The sequence below is a fragment of the Empedobacter sp. GD03739 genome, from assembly GCF_029843245.1.
GTDB classification, from domain to species: domain Bacteria; phylum Bacteroidota; class Bacteroidia; order Flavobacteriales; family Weeksellaceae; genus Empedobacter; species Empedobacter falsenii_B.
The window spans coordinates 12771-28906 of record NZ_JAOCHX010000020.1 but is presented as its reverse complement, the minus strand read 5'-3'; the positions used below and the strand labels follow the sequence as shown (position 1 = coordinate 28906).

The following is a 16136-nucleotide window of genomic DNA, read 5'->3' as shown; positions in this document are numbered from 1 at the left end:
CACCTTTTAGATTTTAATTTAATGCAAGAAGAAAAAAATATTAACGTTACCGAAACGCTTGATGCAGGCGCGTACGAAATCATCCGAAAAAGACTTCTTACACAAAAAGATTTTCTTTCGGAAAGATTAACGAAATTGAACGAAGCTCGTAAAGAGGTATTCAATTCTACCAATTTTGCATTAAGCGCAAACCAAAGAATTACAACAGAAAACACTTGTATTTCACGTGGAATTATCGCGTTCGATAAGTTGTGTATTTTTGGGTACAACGTACATTTCGGTTTACGCACAGACATTCAGTTGAGCGATGTTTTTAGTATTTATCTGTTTCAAGAAAATCAATTTATTCCTCAACCTCTCGACTTAATAAACGATCAGAATTTCTTTACAGATTTTCAGAATTTATATAAATATTACCGCGATTCTATCTTTTCTAAATTTCGTAGAACAGATAATTATCTATACATGGTTTTCCAAACCAGTAAAAGCGCACAAGATTTGAAAGCGTTTAAATGGTTAATCAAAGACGGAAAATTAATTTATCAAGATGATCGCAGCATTCACGAAGTAAAAAAAGCAGATCAATTTGATTTTGAATGGCAAAAAACTTCTATCGATGATCGTCGATTAGGAAAGTTTCCACATATTTCTATTTTAGATAAGATTTTTATCGAAGCAATTGGTGGTGATATTACTTTTAAAATTGAAGATAATACGGATTCAGGAAAAGGAATTTTCACTGAAAAAGTGACACATTTAGATCAACAATTAGACGATGCCGAATATTATTATGCCGATTTAGGAAATCTAATTGCGGTTAAAATAAAACCGTTTCAAGAAGATTTCAGAGCCTATATTTACAATGTTCGCACCAAAGAAGTTATCAACATTCCTGCACTTTTAGATGCAGCAGTTCTGTTACCCGATAATCAAGGTTTAATTTTTTCGAATGGTTATTATTTACAAAACGGAACGTATCATCTTTTCGATAATAATAATTTAGAGCATTTTCAATTTTTCCGTCGTGTAAATTCTCCGAACGGAGAAGATTTTATGTACATTTTCAATCAAGATGAAACCAATACATACATTCTTTTATCGTACAATATCATTCAACAAACTGTGGAAACACCTATAGTTTGTAATGGTTTTACGATTTTTAAAGATGGAAGTTTAATTTATTTCCGCACCGAAGAAGAAGCGACAAGACATCATCAAGTTCAAATTTGGCAAACACCTTATGTTGAACGTTTGATTGAAAATACAGAGAAAACAAATCATCCATTATATAAAATTGGGAACAAAGACATTGTGAAAGCAATGGCTGAATCTCAGGAGGTTATTCAATTAATCAACAAAGAAGATTCGTACGAAGGTTTATACGAGGACATTGTAAAAAAAGCGAATAATATTGTAGATGGCTATTTTTGGATTAATGATCAAGAGACTTTTGAGCTTGCTGTTCCTTTATTAGAAATAAAAACAGTTGCCAATACAGCGATTGATGAATTTGCTAAAGTTCAAATTCAGAAAAAATTTGCGCAAGAAACCTTAGAAAAAACGGAAGAATCGATTGAAGAAATCGTTTTCAAAGTAAATAGCACAACGTACAATCAATTGGATTTATTGGTTGAACATTTAGCTGAGGCTCGTAAAATTCAAGGAAAAGTTATTGATTTACGTTCAATTCGCTACATCAATTTAGAGCGTGTTCAAGAATTAGAAAACCGATTGCAAGAGGTAAACGAAAATTTATCAACCAAAACAATTGAGTTTCTTTTATTGGATGAAGCACTAATTCCATACGAAGAAAAAGTTGCTGAACAGAAAAACTTAGTAGCTTCTATCGAAAAAGTCATTGATGCGAAAGTTATCGAAGAAGCCTGTCTTAAAATTGCCTCAGAATTAGAATTATTGATTGATATTCTGAACAGTTTAAAAATTGAAGACGCCACGCAAACGACAAAAATTATTGAAAAAATTTCTGTCATTTTTGCTTCGCTTAACGAAGTTCGTGCCCAATTAACACGTCAAACTTCTGCGTTAAAAAGCAAAGAAGCTGTTGCAGAATTTTCTGCTCAAATCACGTTGTTAGAACAAAGTGTGGTTAACTTTTTAGAATTATCAACAACTGCCGAAAAAACGGAAGAATACAATACAAAAATAATTGTTCAACTTGAAGAATTAGAAAGTAAATTTTCTGATTTTGATGATTTCGCCTTGAAAATTGCAGATAAGCGCGACGAAATTATCAAGGCATTCAATTCGAAACGTGAACAATTAGTTGAACAAACCAACAAACGCACCAATTCATTAGAACAAATTGGCTTGCGCGTCTTGAAAAATATCGAAAATAAAGCCAAAACTTTTTCTGAGAAAGAAGAAATTTTAGCGTTTTATTCTTCGGATTTAATGATTGACAAAATGCGTCAAATCATTCAAGAATTGAAGGATTTAAAAGATGTTTCGAAAGCCGAAAACCTTGAAAATCTATTAAAAAAATCGCAAGAAGATACGCTTCGTGTTTTACGAGATAAAACTGAACTTTTTGTTGATGGGCAAAATATTATTGCGCTTGGTCAAAATAAATTTACGGTCAATACGCAGCAATTAGCGCTGACATTGTTGAATCGTAACAACGAATTATTTTATCATTTAACAGGTACAAGTTTCTATCAAAAAGTTAAAAACGATGAGATTTATCGTTACCAAGATATTTGGAACCAAGAATTTGTTTCGGAAAATCAATTGGTTTATCGTGCTGAATATTTAGCTTATCAAGCTTTTTTAGCAAGAAATGAAAACGATTTTGATGCTGAAAAATTTATCAATCAAATCATTGAACAAAATTATTCGGAAGGTTATATAAAAGGCGTTCACAATTTTGATGCGTTTCGAATTTTTACTGAATTGGTCAACATAAATTCGAAATTAGATGTGTTGCAATTTGATGCGCCAACTCGTACAACTGCTCAAATTTTTTGCCATTCTTTAGAAAAGAATTTGCAAGATAAGTTGAATGCAATGATTAATTCGGCTCAATTAATTTTGAAAAATTTTCCGAATTCAACTCGATTTGAAAATATTCTAAATGAAATCAAATCGCTTTTTGAAAATTGGGAAACTGAATGGGATAAAACAATAACAACTTCAGAAAAAGTTGCCAATTATTTGTTTAGAACTTTCACAAAATATCAAGCTTTTTCGATGAGTAATGAAGCTGAAAATTTTCGAAAAGAATTCATTAATTACTTAGAGAAAAATAAAAATTCAGATGATTTTAATGCGTTGATTGCAGATGAACAATTTTCTTCAACCGAAAAATTTTACTTGATCGAAAACTGGATTCATTCTTTTATCGATGAAAATGAAAATTTTTCAACTTACAGAAATGTTGTAAATGAAGTAGCAACGATGTTATTGTTTTCTAAAGATAAATTTCAGTTAATAAATGGAAATTCATCTATTATAATTGAAGATTTAAAAGGAAATCATACCGTAATAATTGATGGTATTTATACACAAAATTATCATGAAATCATTTCTAAATTAGAGCATTTTTCAACTGTTGATGTTCCAAATTTTAAATCATTCCAAAAGTTAAAAGAAGAAATTTCGAAAGCTTATGAAAAGGATTTAAAAATCGCAGAATTTGAACCAAAAGTTTTAACATCATTTGTTCGAAATAAATTAATCAACGAAGTTTATTTTCCTTTAATCGGAAATAATCTAGCCAAACAATTGGGAACAGCAGGCGAAAACAAACGCACTGCGCGCATGGGAATGTTGTTGTTAATTTCACCGCCAGGTTATGGAAAAACAACCTTGATGGAATATTTGGCCAAAACGATGGGCTTACATTTTGTGAAAGTAAATGGACCTACAATTGGACACAACATTACGTCAATCGATCCAATCGAAGCCAAAACTTCTGGAGAAAGAGAGGAATTGAAAAAAATAAATCTTTCGTTTGAAATGGCTGATAATGTAATGTTGTACTTGGACGATATTCAGCATTTGAGTGCAGAATTTTTACAGAAATTTATTTCATTAGCCGATGGACAGCGAAAAATTGATGGAATTTTCGAAGGAGAAAGTAAAACCTACGATTTACGTGGAAAACGTTTTTGCATTGTAATGGCTGGAAATCCATATACGGAAAGCGGTTCTAAATTTCAGATTCCAGATATGTTAGCCAATCGTGCAGATGTGTATAATTTGGGCGATGTAATTGGTGATACTGAAACGTTGTTCAACTTAAGTTTGATAGAAAATGCGACAGGCGATAATCCTTATTTGGATAAAATTGTTTCGAAAAGTTTGACAGATTTTTACAAGTTAACAAATTTTGTAACCGAAAATCAAGAACAACTTCCGGATTTGGAAGGCAATTATTTGAAACAAGAAATTGATGATTTTATTGCAGTTCTAAAACATGTGATTAAGATTAGAAATATTGTCGTAAAAGTCAATCAAAATTATATTTCGAGCGCAGCAATGCAAGATGATTACAGAACGGAACCGCCTTTCAAAATGCAAGGTTCGTACAGAAATATGTCAAAATTGGTTTCGAAAATTGTTCCAATGATGAACGAAAAAGAAATTAACGAAACTATTTTAGCGCATTACGAAAGTGAATCGCAAACATTGACAACAGATACAGAATCGAATTTGTTGCGATTAAAAGAAATTGCAGGTTTGATAACTGCTAAAGAAAAAGAACGTTGGGAAACGATAAAAGCAACCTTTGTAAAAAATAACAAACACGGTGGCTTGAATAAAGACGATAAAGTTTTTGCTCAATTGCTCGAATTCAATGAAAATTTGGAAGGAATTATCCAAGCTATTTTGAAAAAATAAACTAAAAGCCGCTCATTGAGCGGCTTTTTTTTATTCACTAAATTTATCTCCTCTGAATATTTTCACAGGATTCCCTCTTGCAATAGACGTTTGATTATTCCATTTTTTTTGAACCAAGTCCTTCAATTTATTGGTTTCAAATCCTTGTAATTTCAATAACAAACGAGTTGTTGCAATTTTTTTGTTCTGATGTTGTGAACGCGAATCCATCGAAACAACTGAAATTCCACTTGGTTGATGTATCGCACGAACAGCCGAATTTACTTTGTTTACATTTTGTCCACCATTTCCAGAGCTTCGCATTGTTTGGTATATAATTTCATTCGGATTGATTGAATTTTCTTTCGGAATTTCTAATTCAAAACAACCAATAAACCAATTTTTTCGTTGATGAAATTTTCGGTATGGACTTTTACCAATCCATAAAATTGCTCCAAGCCAAGTTTTTAAAAACGTGTTTAAATCATTTCCTTCAAGTTCTATAATCACAGATGAAAGTTGATGAAAATCTTTATCCATTTCTCTTTCAATTATGTCAAACTTAATTTCAGATTTTGTGCACGCTTCCGAAAACTTTTTAAAAACATTAGTCACCACAAAATTGCATTCCGCTGGTCCTCTACCCGATGTAAGTTGAATAATTTTTTTCCTCATCATTATTTATCCATTCGTACAATTTTCGGTGTAAAAGTTCCCAACACTTTCACTAATTCAGTCTGTAAATTCATCACCGTTTTTATGTTTTTATATGCCAAAGGTGCTTCATCTACACTTCCGCCAATCAGCTCAATTCCTGCATCTTTCAATTGTGAATTCATAAAACTTTTAGTAATTGTTGATTTACATTTCGCACGCGACATTTTTCGTCCCGCACCATGCGAAGCCGAATTAATACTCAATTCATTTCCCAAACCTTCAACAATGTAACCGTTCGCGGTCATCGAACCTGGAATAATTCCTAAAATTCCTTTTCCAGCTGGCGTCGCTCCTTTACGATGAACAATTCGTTCCGTTCCTTCAACCATTTCTTTCCACGCAAAATTGTGATGATTTTCGATGTTAAAAACGATACGTTTTCCCAAAGCTTTCGCAATTCTTCGGTGAATATCATCGTGACAAGCCTTGGCATATTCGCCAGCCAAATTCATCGCTGCCCAATATTCTTGGCCATCGTACGTGTCCAAATCTAACCAAGCCAAATGCTGAACTTGCTTCGGAAGTGGACATTGTTTCGTCGCCAAATACGTATAATGTTTTGCAATATTTGCACCCAAACCACGCGAACCACTATGCGATAAAACAGCCAAATATTCTCCTGGAATCAAGTTCCATTCAGGTTTTACCTCATCTAATTTCACAATCCCAAATTCAACAAAATGATTCCCTCCACCAGAAGTTCCTAATTGTTGATAAGCTTTTGTTTTTAAACTTTTCAAGATTGGAATTTCATCAAAAATAGAACGTTCAAAAATTTCATGATCCGCTTTTAGTTTATGCGTTTCATACATTCCGAATTTGGTATGATCTTGCAAAATCTGAATCAATTTATGCGATTTTCCTTTCAAAAAACTAGCTGGCAAATCGTAAACCGAAAGACTCATTCTACAACCAATATCCACACCAACTCCATAAGGAATCACCGCATTATCCGTCGCTAAGACACCTCCGATTGGCAATCCATACCCCGAATGCGCATCTGGCATCAAAGCTCCTTTTACCGAAATTGGCAATTTCAATGCATCATATAATTGAAATTTTGCTTGCTCGTCAATTTCATTTTCTCCAAAAATCGAAAAAGGTGAACGCGTTGTTTTTAATTCTTGTAATCTAACCTCAACTGGTTTTATTAATCCTTCCGCAACTTTTCCCCAAATTCCGTGACCGATGTATTTTTCTGGCTCAAGTAAAACTTCTTTTGCTTCGTTAATAATCGTTTGTTTCTTTTCTTTTTTTCTGTATCGATGAATTTGCCCAATTGCAATATTGATCGAATTATTTTTTGGAAAGCCTATTTTTATAAAGTCCTTTCCAGAGATTTTATTTCCCATGATTAATATCTTTTAGATAACTGATGTTCTTTTTCCATCAGCATTTCAGCGATTTCAATCGCTAAATTTTTATTATTAAAAAATTTCCTTTTTGTAAAAGGATTTTTAAATTTTGGTTTTCGTTCATACGAATACCCTCCTCCAACTATTTTCTTTAAAAGGATTCCTTGATTTTTATACTTGTCAAAAAAATGATCGATTTGCGCTTCTTCGCGCTTCAAATCAATATCAAGCGGTTTGTAATACGTAATCATATTTGGTTTTATAATCAATCGAAAACGCCACGGTTGTAGAAATTCATAAATTCCTTTGAAACGTTTTGTCTTGGGATCATACACCTGAATACACACAAAATATAGACGTTCTTCATCATTCAAAATTGAATACGGACCTGAATATTCGTAAGGTTGCAATTGTTTCAACTCTTGAATTCTCTGAACATAAATTCGCTTTCCGTTTCGTTTTCGTTTTTTTACAAACTTTCGCGTTTCTGCATATTGAGAAGTATTTATTTTCTTTAGAATTTGAGTAAAAAACTCAATCTCATTTTCTTTTTTAATATCTTCTCTCAATACAAAATATCGCTCAAAACCTTTTTGACACGGCTCTTTTAAAAGAACAAGCGGAATTTCTTTTTGTTCTTTAAAAATTTCTTTTTGACGTTTATATTTCTCTCTTACATTTTTTTCTTTCGTTGTTTTTACACTTCTTTTCCTCGCTCTTTTTGTTCGTAATTGAGTAGAAAAGAAAATTGAATCTTCCATAAAATGGATTATTTAATTGCAAATAATTATTTTGAAATAATTAGCGCTAACTATTTCTTCTTCGGAAGTTTTTAGAAGTTATTCTGAATCTAGAATGGAATAATAAAAGAAAAAGCCCGAAGAATCCTCCGGGCTTTTGATATAATAAGTAAATTATTTACGATTTATAAGCACGAAGAATGCTCATTGCAAAATCTGTTGCAATAGCTAAAAACTGATATGTCGTTTCTTTGAACATTTTATTTCTTCGTTATTAAATTGTTATACGTTATGATTTTTATCAGTGCAAATTTAAGTCAATAAAATTCACATTTCCAAATCCTTTGTGAAATTTCACTAAAAATAGGGAGAAAAATATTATTGATTTTTAACATTCATTGTATCATACAACGAATAAATTTTTAGATTCTGAATTGTGTTTTTTCCACTAATAATACGAGATTCATTCGGAATTAAATCAAAAAAATTATCATCAAATTGATTATTTTCATCAAGTAAATAAACATCTTTTGCCAAAACATTTGTCGAAATTTCGAATTGGTTATGACTGATCTTTTTGATTTTAATTGTTGATTTTGTTAAAGCTAAATCTTTCGGTTTTTCGAAGAAATAATTTCTCGAATACTTTTCTCCATTTGATTCAAATTCAATTCGAAGAAAAGCTTTAGTTGAAGAAGTTCCTTTCAAAATTTCATCAGTTAATTCCATTATCTTGGTTGAAGAATTTGATAAAATAATTACATCTTTATCATTAGTCCAATGTTTATTTCCATTAAAATCTACCACAGAAAATTTTACTTTTCCTTTCAAATCTTTCAATAAGTCATTTACGATATAAATTTTGTACACATTTTCTTCTTTTTCTACTGAAATTAGCACATTTTCGAAACTTCTTTTCACTTGATAATGTAACGCTTTCCAATTTCCTAATTTATCCAAAGACGACCACGAAGTTACTGGCCAAACGTCATTCAATTGCCAATACAAACTTCCCATATTATAAGGTTTTGCACGTCGATGTGCTTCAATTGCCAACTGAATTCCGCGTGCTTGTAACAATTGAGAAACGTAGTTATACTGCACAAAATCGGTCGGAACAACATAATCTCGCTGCATATATTCGTTGATTGTTTCCCAACCTTTTGGATGTTTTTGATGCGCTAAAATTATTGCAGAATTTTTACTCAATGTATCTTTTTCAGAAAACATTGATTTCACCGTTTTCAACGTTGGCATTCCTTGAAAACCATATTCAGAAGCAAAACGTGGAACTTTTTTTTCATACGTTTCAAACGATTCCATTCCCCACCAAACGCCCCAATAATGCGAATCTCCTTGCGTCAAACTTTCTTTTCTTCCCCAACCAACCGAAGGTGAAGACGGCCAATAGCGATTCTCTGATTTTGGTAAAATCGAATCTAAAACATTCGGAATAATATAATGAAAAGTCGTTTGATAATCTTTCCAAATACTCAACGAATCTTGTTTCGACCAGCCCATTTGTTTCTGATATCCCCAATTTTTCCACGCTTCATCAATTTCATTATTTCCACACCAAAGCGCAATAGAAGTATGATTTTTTAGGCGATTCACTTGATCAATTGTTTCTTGTTTTACATTGTGAAGAAAATCTTGATCGCCAGGATAAAAAGCACAAGCGTACATAAAATCTTGCCAAACCAACAAACCTTTTTCGTCGCATAATTCATAAAAATAATCGTCCTCATAAATTCCACCACCCCAAATACGAATCATATTCATATTGGCTTCAACCGAACTATTTATCAACTTTTCATAATCATTTTTTGAAACTCGTGAAACAAAATTATCTTGCGGAATATAATTTGCACCTTTTATATAAGTTGGAACCCTATTCACTTTAAAATAAAACCTAGAGCCAACTTCGTCTTTTTCTTGTACCAATTCTATCGTACGTAAACCAAATTTTAAATACTTAAATATCTGTTCATTCCCTTGTTTAATTTTGAATTGATAATCGTATAAATACTGTTCGCCCATTCCATTTGGCCACCATAATTTTGGATTGTGAATCGTTTCATCAATCGAAAAATGATTAATTCCTTTGGTTAATTTTTGAGTGATTATTTTCTGATTAAAATTAATTTCTACAGCTGTATTTTGTTCCGATTGGATAATAAATTTAAACTTTACTTTCGCTTGATTTTTATCCAATTTGACAATTTCATAAGACAAGTCATTCAGTTTTAAATTATTCCAAGAAATAAGTTCAATTGGTTTATAAATCGCAACCGTTACCAATCTTGGTCCCCAATCCCAACCATACTGATATTGCGCTTTTCGAGTAAAAACACGCTCACCTTCTGGTATTTATATGGAAGAAGATTTGCTAATCGTTTTCCTTCATTAGGCGACGATTTGAATTGTATTTCGAGCAAATTATTTTTATCTTTCAGTAAATCTTTGACCGAAACTTCCCAAATTCGAAACATATTATTCGCATCCAGAATTAATTTTCCGTTCAGAAAAACTTTTGCATATGTATCCAATCCATTAAATTTTAACTGAATATTTTGCGCTTTTCGTTCGGCTTCAGTCAAATCAAAAGAAGTTTTGTAGTTCCAATCTTCGTTTTCTACCCATTGCACTTTTGCATCATTAACGTCTTTGTAAGGATTTGGAATAATATTATTTAACATCAAATCGGTATGAACAGAACCAGGAATCTCAGCTTTCAGCCATTTTGAATCTCCTTTTTGTTGAAAAGTCCAATTCTCTAAATTCAAATTTCGAGTCGTTTGAGCAGAAAGTTGAATAAATGTAAAAAAAGTAATAACAAAAAATAGTAATCTCCTCATTTTGTGCTGATTTTCATAAGGATAAAATTAGGTTTAAAATTCATATAAACACAAAAGAGATTATTAAAAACAATTTCTTTTGTTGAATACATAATATAGGCTTCGTTAATTATGGGAATAATGAATATGCTAAACTTAGGTTGACTCGGCTATATTTGAATTTCAGAAAAAAGCAACTGATTATTCAACCGATTTGTACAATCAAGATCAAGCGGAAACTACAAAAAAATGGAAATGATTCTTCTATCAATTTAAAACAAGTTATGCGAGAAGAAAATTTAATGGATAATGATTTTGAAAGTGCTAAATTTAGAATTCAAGAATTACATTCAAACTTTTTCAAAACGCTAAACGAGCATTCTAAGCAAAAACTAACACCTCTTAATTTGAAATATTGTTCGTATATCTATCTTGGTTTAGACACCAAACAAATTGCAACTCTTCTTAATATTGAACCAAAAAGTGTACGAATAACAAAGTATCGTTTGAAACAAAAATTTGGTCTAGTAAAAGAAGATGAATTATATACTTTTTTTCATCGGATAATTGCCTAGATTTATTTTTTAGTAAAAAACACACTTCAACTCTCGTTAATTTATTAAAATATAATTCATAATATTTTTCAAAATACTTGCAGTCTGCACGGAAAAGATTATTTTTGCCTATTCGACAAATAGAATATGAAAAATATCCGTAATTTCTGTATTATCGCCCATATTGACCATGGTAAAAGTACCTTGGCCGATCGTTTATTGCAAGTAACAAACACGATTTCTGATCGTGAGTTACAAAATCAAACTTTAGACGATATGGATTTGGAACGCGAACGCGGAATCACAATTAAATCGCACGCCATCCAAATGGAATATGAAAAAGATGGTGAAAAATATATTTTAAATTTAATTGACACTCCTGGTCACGTGGATTTTTCTTACGAGGTTTCTCGTTCGATTGCCGCTTGTGAAGGAGCTTTGTTAATTGTAGATGCTGCACAAAGTATACAAGCACAAACCATTTCTAACCTTTATTTGGCTTTAGAAAATGATTTGGAAATCATTCCAGTTTTGAACAAAATCGATTTACCTTCTGCAAATCCAGAAGAAGTAACAGACGATATTGTTGATTTGATTGGTTGTGATCCCGAAGATGTTTTGCGTGTAAGTGGAAAAACAGGTGAAGGTGTGTTAGAATTGTTACACACAATTATCGAGAAAGTTCCTGCACCAGTTGGTGATCCAGATGCACCGTTACAAGCCTTGATTTTTGACTCTGTTTATAATCCTTTCCGAGGAATTGAAGCTTTTTACAAAGTGGTAAATGGAGAAATCAAAAAAGGAGATCAAGTAAAATTCATGGCTACCAACAAAAAATATGGTGCCGATGAAATTGGAACATTAAAACTGAATCAAGTTGAGAAGAAAGTCATTAAAACTGGAGATGTAGGTTATATTATTTCTGGAATTAAAGAAGCTTCTGAGGTAAAAGTTGGAGATACAATTACATTAGTTGAGAATCCTGCAAGCGAAGCTATTGATGGTTTCGAGGAAGTAAAACCAATGGTTTTCGCTGGTATTTATCCGGTTGACACAGAAGATTACGAAGATTTGCGTGCTTCTATCGAAAAGTTACGTTTGAATGATGCTTCATTAACTTTTGAAGCTGAATCTTCTGCTGCTTTAGGTTTCGGTTTCCGTTGTGGATTCTTAGGAATGTTACACTTAGAAATTATTCAGGAGCGTTTAGAACGTGAGTTCAACATGACGGTAATTACAACTGTTCCTAACGTTTCGTATGAAGCGTACTTGGAAAAAGATCCAGAAAAAATGATTCCGGTTCATAATCCATCTGAATTACCAGATCCATCAGGATTAAATCGTGTTGAAGAACCATATATTCGAGCAGCAATCATTACAAAATCTGAATTCGTAGGTCCTGTAATGAGTTTATGTATTGAGAAACGTGGTGAATTACAATCTCAAAACTATTTAACTCAACATAGAGTAGAAATGATTTTCAATATGCCTTTGGCTGAAGTTGTTTTCGATTTTTATGATCGATTAAAATCTATTTCAAAAGGATATGCATCGTTTGATTATGCACCTTCTGGAATGAAAGCTTCAAAATTGGTAAAAGTTGACATCATGATTAACGGTGAAGTTGTAGATGCTTTATCTGCCTTAATTCACGTTGATAATGCCTACAATATTGGAAAGAAAATGTGTGAAAAATTACGCGAATTAATTCCTCGTCAACAGTTTGATATTCCAATTCAGGCAGCGATTGGTGCAAAAATTATTGCGCGTGAAACAATCAAAGCATTACGTAAAGACGTTACTGCAAAATGTTATGGTGGTGATATTTCTCGTAAACGTAAGTTATTAGAAAAACAAAAAGCTGGTAAGAAGAAAATGCGTCAAATTGGACGTGTAGAAGTTCCCCAATCTGCATTCTTAGCTGTTTTGAAATTGAATGATTAAAATTCTTTTTATATACCAAAAGCCGTTCTAATGAACGGCTTTTTTTGTAACAATTGGTAAAATATTTATACTAATAAATTAAGCATCAACATTATGAAAAATTTATTAAAATTAGAACAATTAGCAATTTTAATTGTAACGCTAATCATCTATTATAAACTTGATTATTCCTGGTTTTTGTTTGCAATTCTTTTTCTTGCTCCCGATATTTTTATGTTAGGTTATCTTTTTGGAAATAAGATTGGCGCAATATCTTATAATTTTATTCATAATTATTTTACGACAATTTCATTGATTCTCATTGGTTATTTTTTACACATTGAATGGTGTTTAATGATTGGATTAATTTTTTTCGCTCATATTGCGTTAGATCGTTTTTTAGGATTTGGTCTCAAAAAATATGATGGTTTCAAATCCACTCATTTAGATAATTTATAACATCACAACCTCATCTGTTGAACCTTTTTCTAAAATTTCTAAAATACTTCGCATCGTAATTTCTGAAATTTGTTCCAACGCTTCTTGTGTAAAAAAAGCTTGATGCGCAGTGACCAAAACATTTGGAAAACTCATCAATCGTTGAATCATATCATCTTGAATAATTTCTGCCGATAAATCTTTGAAAAATAATTTTTCTTCTTGCTCGTAAACATCAATTCCCAAATAACCAATTTTATGATTTTTCAAAGCTTCAATCGCTTCATGTGTATTGATTAATCCGCCTCTACTCGTATTAATAATCGTTACGCCATCTTTCATCATCGCAATCGTTTCTTGATTAATCATGTAATGATTTTCTGGCGTCAACGGACAATGCAACGAAATAATATCTGAGCTTTTAAACAACTTATCCAGCTCAACATATTCCACGCCATTATTCATCAATTCTTGATCTGGATACAAATCATACGCAATTATTTTGCAACCAAAACCTTTCGCAATATTGACAAAAGCCTTTCCAATTTTTCCTGTTCCAACAATTCCAATTGTCTTTTGAAAAAGATTGAAACCAAGCAAACCGTTCAATGCAAAATTTTGTTCACGAACGCGATTATAAGCTTTATGCGTTTTTCGGTTCAATGTTAACAACATCGCCATTGTATGCTCTGCCACTGCCTCAGGAGAATATGCAGGGACGCGACAAACTTTAATTCCAAATTCTTTCGCAGCTTCCAAATCGACATTGTTAAAACCAGCACATCTCAAAGCTATAATTTTAACGCCTTTTTTTGCTAAAATTTCAATGACTTGTCGATTCACTTTATCATTCACAAACACACAAACAGCGTGTTCATCTTCAATCGCGTTTACGATATGCGGACCTAAATGTGTTTCATAAAAATTAAGTTCAAAACCGTAATTTTTATTTTCAGCCTCAAAAAAAGTTTTGTCATAAGGCTTAGACGAAAAGAAAGCTATTTTCATTAAATTATTTTTAACTAATTTACGTTTTTAATTAATTGTAAATTACTTTATACTTGATTATAATTTAGTTTTAAATCATTCAAAATTAATTGATCCTCTATTTTTGATATTTTACTAAAAGCTATAAGCTGATGAATAAAAATTTCTAACTTCGTGAAAATTCAAACTCACACATGAAAAATATACTTTTATCAACAATCACATTAGCTTCTTTTACAGCTTTTGGACAAAATATTTCGAATCAAACCATTGATCAAGTCACAGAAAATGCCATGAAAACTTTTGATGTTCCTGGAATGTCTGTTGCGGTTATCAAAGATGGAACAATTGTACATTCGAAAGGTTATGGTGTAAAATCGCTTAAAACGGGAGAAAAAGTTAAGTCTAATACAAATTTTGGAATTGCTTCTAACTCGAAAGCTTTTACAGCAGCGGCCTTGGCAATTTTGGTTGATGAAGGAAAAATAAAGTGGGATGATAAAGTGATTACGCACATTCCTGAATTCAAGATGTACAACGATTATGTAACCAAAGAGTTCACAATTCGTGATTTATTAACGCATCGCAGTGGATTAGGTTTGGGCGCAGGAGATTTGATGGTTTGGCCTGATGGACACAATTTCACTCCTAAAGATATTATTTCTAATATTCAGTTTTTAAAACCAGTTTCAGATTTTCGTGTCAAATATGATTACGATAATTTATTATACATTATTGCAGGAGTTGTGATTGAACGAGTTTCGGGGCAATCTTGGACAGATTTTGTAACAAAAAGATTGTTAGAACCAATTGGAATGACGAATACAGCGGCGAATTGGCACTTAGTAAAAGACAAGAAAAATGCAATTGATCCACACGTTCCGATTGACGGAAAATTACAAGTGATTGATCGTTATACGAACACCATTTTTGATGCAGCTGCAGGAATTTATTCGAATGTAGATGATCTTGCAAAATGGTTGCAATTCAATTTGGATAAAGGAAAAGTGAACGGAAAACAAATTATTTCTGAAAAACAAATGAACGAAATGATTACGCCACAAACTTTACAACCAAATCGTACAACTCCACCTTATAATTCATTATTCAAAGCGTATGGTTTGGGATGGCAATTGCAGGATATGAACGGAAAATTGGAAGTTTCGCATACTGGTGGATTGGAAGGAATTGTAACACAAACGATGTTTTATCCTCAAGAAAAATTAGGAATTGTGATTTTGACTAACCAACAATCGGGTGCAGCTTTCCGAGCAATTTCGAATACAATCAAAGATTTTTACTTAAAAAATCCATCTACAGATTGGGTAAAAACGTATGATGATATGATGAAGAAAAATGTGGAAGAAGCCGATGTTATTACTGATGAAGTTTGGAAAACAGTTGAAGCAAATCAAAAAAATAAAGCCATCAAATTTGATTCAAAAAGCGTAATCGGAACGTATAAAGACAATTGGTTTGGTGATGTTGTAATTTATGAAAAGAAAGGAAAAATCATTTTTGAATCGAAACGTTCGCCTCAATTAACTGGTGAAATGTCATTTTACAAAGACAATACTTTTGCAGTAAAATGGTACAATCGTTATTTCCATGCAGACGCTTTTGTTTATGCAGAAATGAAAGATGGAAAAATGACAGGTTTCAAAATGAGAGCCATTTCTCCGTTAACAGATTTCAGTTACGATTTCCAAGATTTAGATTTTACGAGAAAATAAATTTTAATAAATA

Annotated in this window: 11 protein-coding genes; 5 read left to right on the top strand and 6 right to left on the bottom strand. The window is 32.0% G+C overall.

The features are described from left to right. Positions 1–21: 21 nt before the first annotated feature. Positions 22–4860, top strand: a complete 4839-nt coding sequence (locus tag N5E64_RS08280; RefSeq protein ID WP_280036979.1) for a DNA repair ATPase — start codon at positions 22–24, stop codon at positions 4858–4860. A 30-nt stretch (positions 4861–4890) separates the two neighbouring features. Here the strand turns inward: N5E64_RS08280 and prfH are convergent, their stop codons facing one another. From prfH to N5E64_RS08255, 5 genes are all read right to left on the bottom strand, one after another. Next, positions 4891–5517 carry a peptide chain release factor H gene (prfH, locus tag N5E64_RS08275; RefSeq protein WP_260392007.1) on the bottom strand — a complete coding sequence of 209 codons (627 nt, stop codon included), beginning with the start codon at positions 5515–5517 and terminating at the stop codon, positions 4891–4893. Further along, the gene (locus N5E64_RS08270; RefSeq protein ID WP_125350039.1) at positions 5517–6908 is read right to left on the bottom strand and encodes an RtcB family protein; all 1392 of its coding nucleotides are present in this window, start codon (positions 6906–6908) and stop codon (positions 5517–5519) included. Before N5E64_RS08270 ends, prfH begins: the two co-directional genes overlap by 1 nt. A gap of 2 nt (positions 6909–6910) precedes the next feature. Beyond that, positions 6911–7672 carry a hypothetical protein gene (locus N5E64_RS08265; RefSeq protein ID WP_125350038.1) on the bottom strand — a complete coding sequence of 254 codons (762 nt, stop codon included), beginning with the start codon at positions 7670–7672 and terminating at the stop codon, positions 6911–6913. A 357-nt stretch (positions 7673–8029) separates the two neighbouring features. Beyond that, on the bottom strand, positions 8030–10021 hold the full coding sequence (locus N5E64_RS08260) for a glycoside hydrolase family 2 protein (protein WP_407933292.1): 1992 nt from the start codon (positions 10019–10021) through the stop codon (positions 8030–8032). After that, positions 9946–10509, bottom strand: coding sequence for a glycosyl hydrolase 2 galactose-binding domain-containing protein (locus N5E64_RS08255; protein WP_219035377.1), 564 nt, complete (start codon positions 10507–10509; stop codon positions 9946–9948). Before N5E64_RS08255 ends, N5E64_RS08260 begins: the two co-directional genes overlap by 76 nt. Positions 10510–10772: 263 nt before the next feature. On the opposite strand from N5E64_RS08255, the gene N5E64_RS08250 reads away from it, so the two are divergent. The 3 genes from N5E64_RS08250 to N5E64_RS08240 all read left to right on the top strand — a co-directional run bounded on the left by N5E64_RS08250 (position 10773) and on the right by N5E64_RS08240 (position 13424). After that, positions 10773–11063 carry a LuxR C-terminal-related transcriptional regulator gene (locus N5E64_RS08250; protein ID WP_125350036.1) on the top strand — a complete coding sequence of 97 codons (291 nt, stop codon included), beginning with the start codon at positions 10773–10775 and terminating at the stop codon, positions 11061–11063. A gap of 126 nt (positions 11064–11189) precedes the next feature. Continuing rightward, positions 11190–12986, top strand: a complete 1797-nt coding sequence (lepA, locus tag N5E64_RS08245; RefSeq protein ID WP_038332533.1) for a translation elongation factor 4 — start codon at positions 11190–11192, stop codon at positions 12984–12986. Positions 12987–13079: 93 nt separating this feature from the next. Beyond that, the gene (locus N5E64_RS08240) at positions 13080–13424 is read left to right on the top strand and encodes a DUF4260 domain-containing protein (protein ID WP_125350035.1); all 345 of its coding nucleotides are present in this window, start codon (positions 13080–13082) and stop codon (positions 13422–13424) included. On the opposite strand, the gene N5E64_RS08235 is transcribed toward N5E64_RS08240, so the two are convergent. Beyond that, a complete protein-coding gene (locus N5E64_RS08235) occupies positions 13419–14411 on the bottom strand; it encodes a 2-hydroxyacid dehydrogenase (protein ID WP_280036973.1) in 993 nt (330 codons plus the stop codon). The two genes, N5E64_RS08240 and N5E64_RS08235, sit on opposite strands and share 6 nt — an antisense overlap. A 173-nt stretch (positions 14412–14584) precedes the next feature. Between N5E64_RS08235 and N5E64_RS08230 the strand changes: the two genes are divergently transcribed. Continuing rightward, positions 14585–16123 (top strand): serine hydrolase, encoded by a 1539-nt coding sequence (locus N5E64_RS08230; protein ID WP_280036972.1) that lies wholly within the window; start codon positions 14585–14587, stop codon positions 16121–16123. Positions 16124–16136 lie beyond the last annotated feature (13 nt).

Bases quoted from the DNA above. Each gene is read 5' to 3' on its own strand.
- N5E64_RS08280 (WP_280036979.1), top strand. From the start codon at position 22: ATGCAAGAAGAAAAAAATATTAACGTTACCGAAACGCTTGATGCAGGC.
- prfH (WP_260392007.1), bottom strand. From the start codon at position 5,517: ATGATGAGGAAAAAAATTATTCAACTTACATCGGGTAGAGGACCAGCG.
- N5E64_RS08270 (WP_125350039.1), bottom strand. From the start codon at position 6,908: ATGGGAAATAAAATCTCTGGAAAGGACTTTATAAAAATAGGCTTTCCA.
- N5E64_RS08265 (WP_125350038.1), bottom strand. From the start codon at position 7,672: ATGGAAGATTCAATTTTCTTTTCTACTCAATTACGAACAAAAAGAGCG.
- N5E64_RS08255 (WP_219035377.1), bottom strand. From the start codon at position 10,509: ATGAGGAGATTACTATTTTTTGTTATTACTTTTTTTACATTTATTCAA.
- N5E64_RS08250 (WP_125350036.1), top strand. From the start codon at position 10,773: ATGCGAGAAGAAAATTTAATGGATAATGATTTTGAAAGTGCTAAATTT.
- lepA (WP_038332533.1), top strand. From the start codon at position 11,190: ATGAAAAATATCCGTAATTTCTGTATTATCGCCCATATTGACCATGGT.
- N5E64_RS08240 (WP_125350035.1), top strand. From the start codon at position 13,080: ATGAAAAATTTATTAAAATTAGAACAATTAGCAATTTTAATTGTAACG.
- N5E64_RS08235 (WP_280036973.1), bottom strand. From the start codon at position 14,411: ATGAAAATAGCTTTCTTTTCGTCTAAGCCTTATGACAAAACTTTTTTT.
- N5E64_RS08230 (WP_280036972.1), top strand. From the start codon at position 14,585: ATGAAAAATATACTTTTATCAACAATCACATTAGCTTCTTTTACAGCT.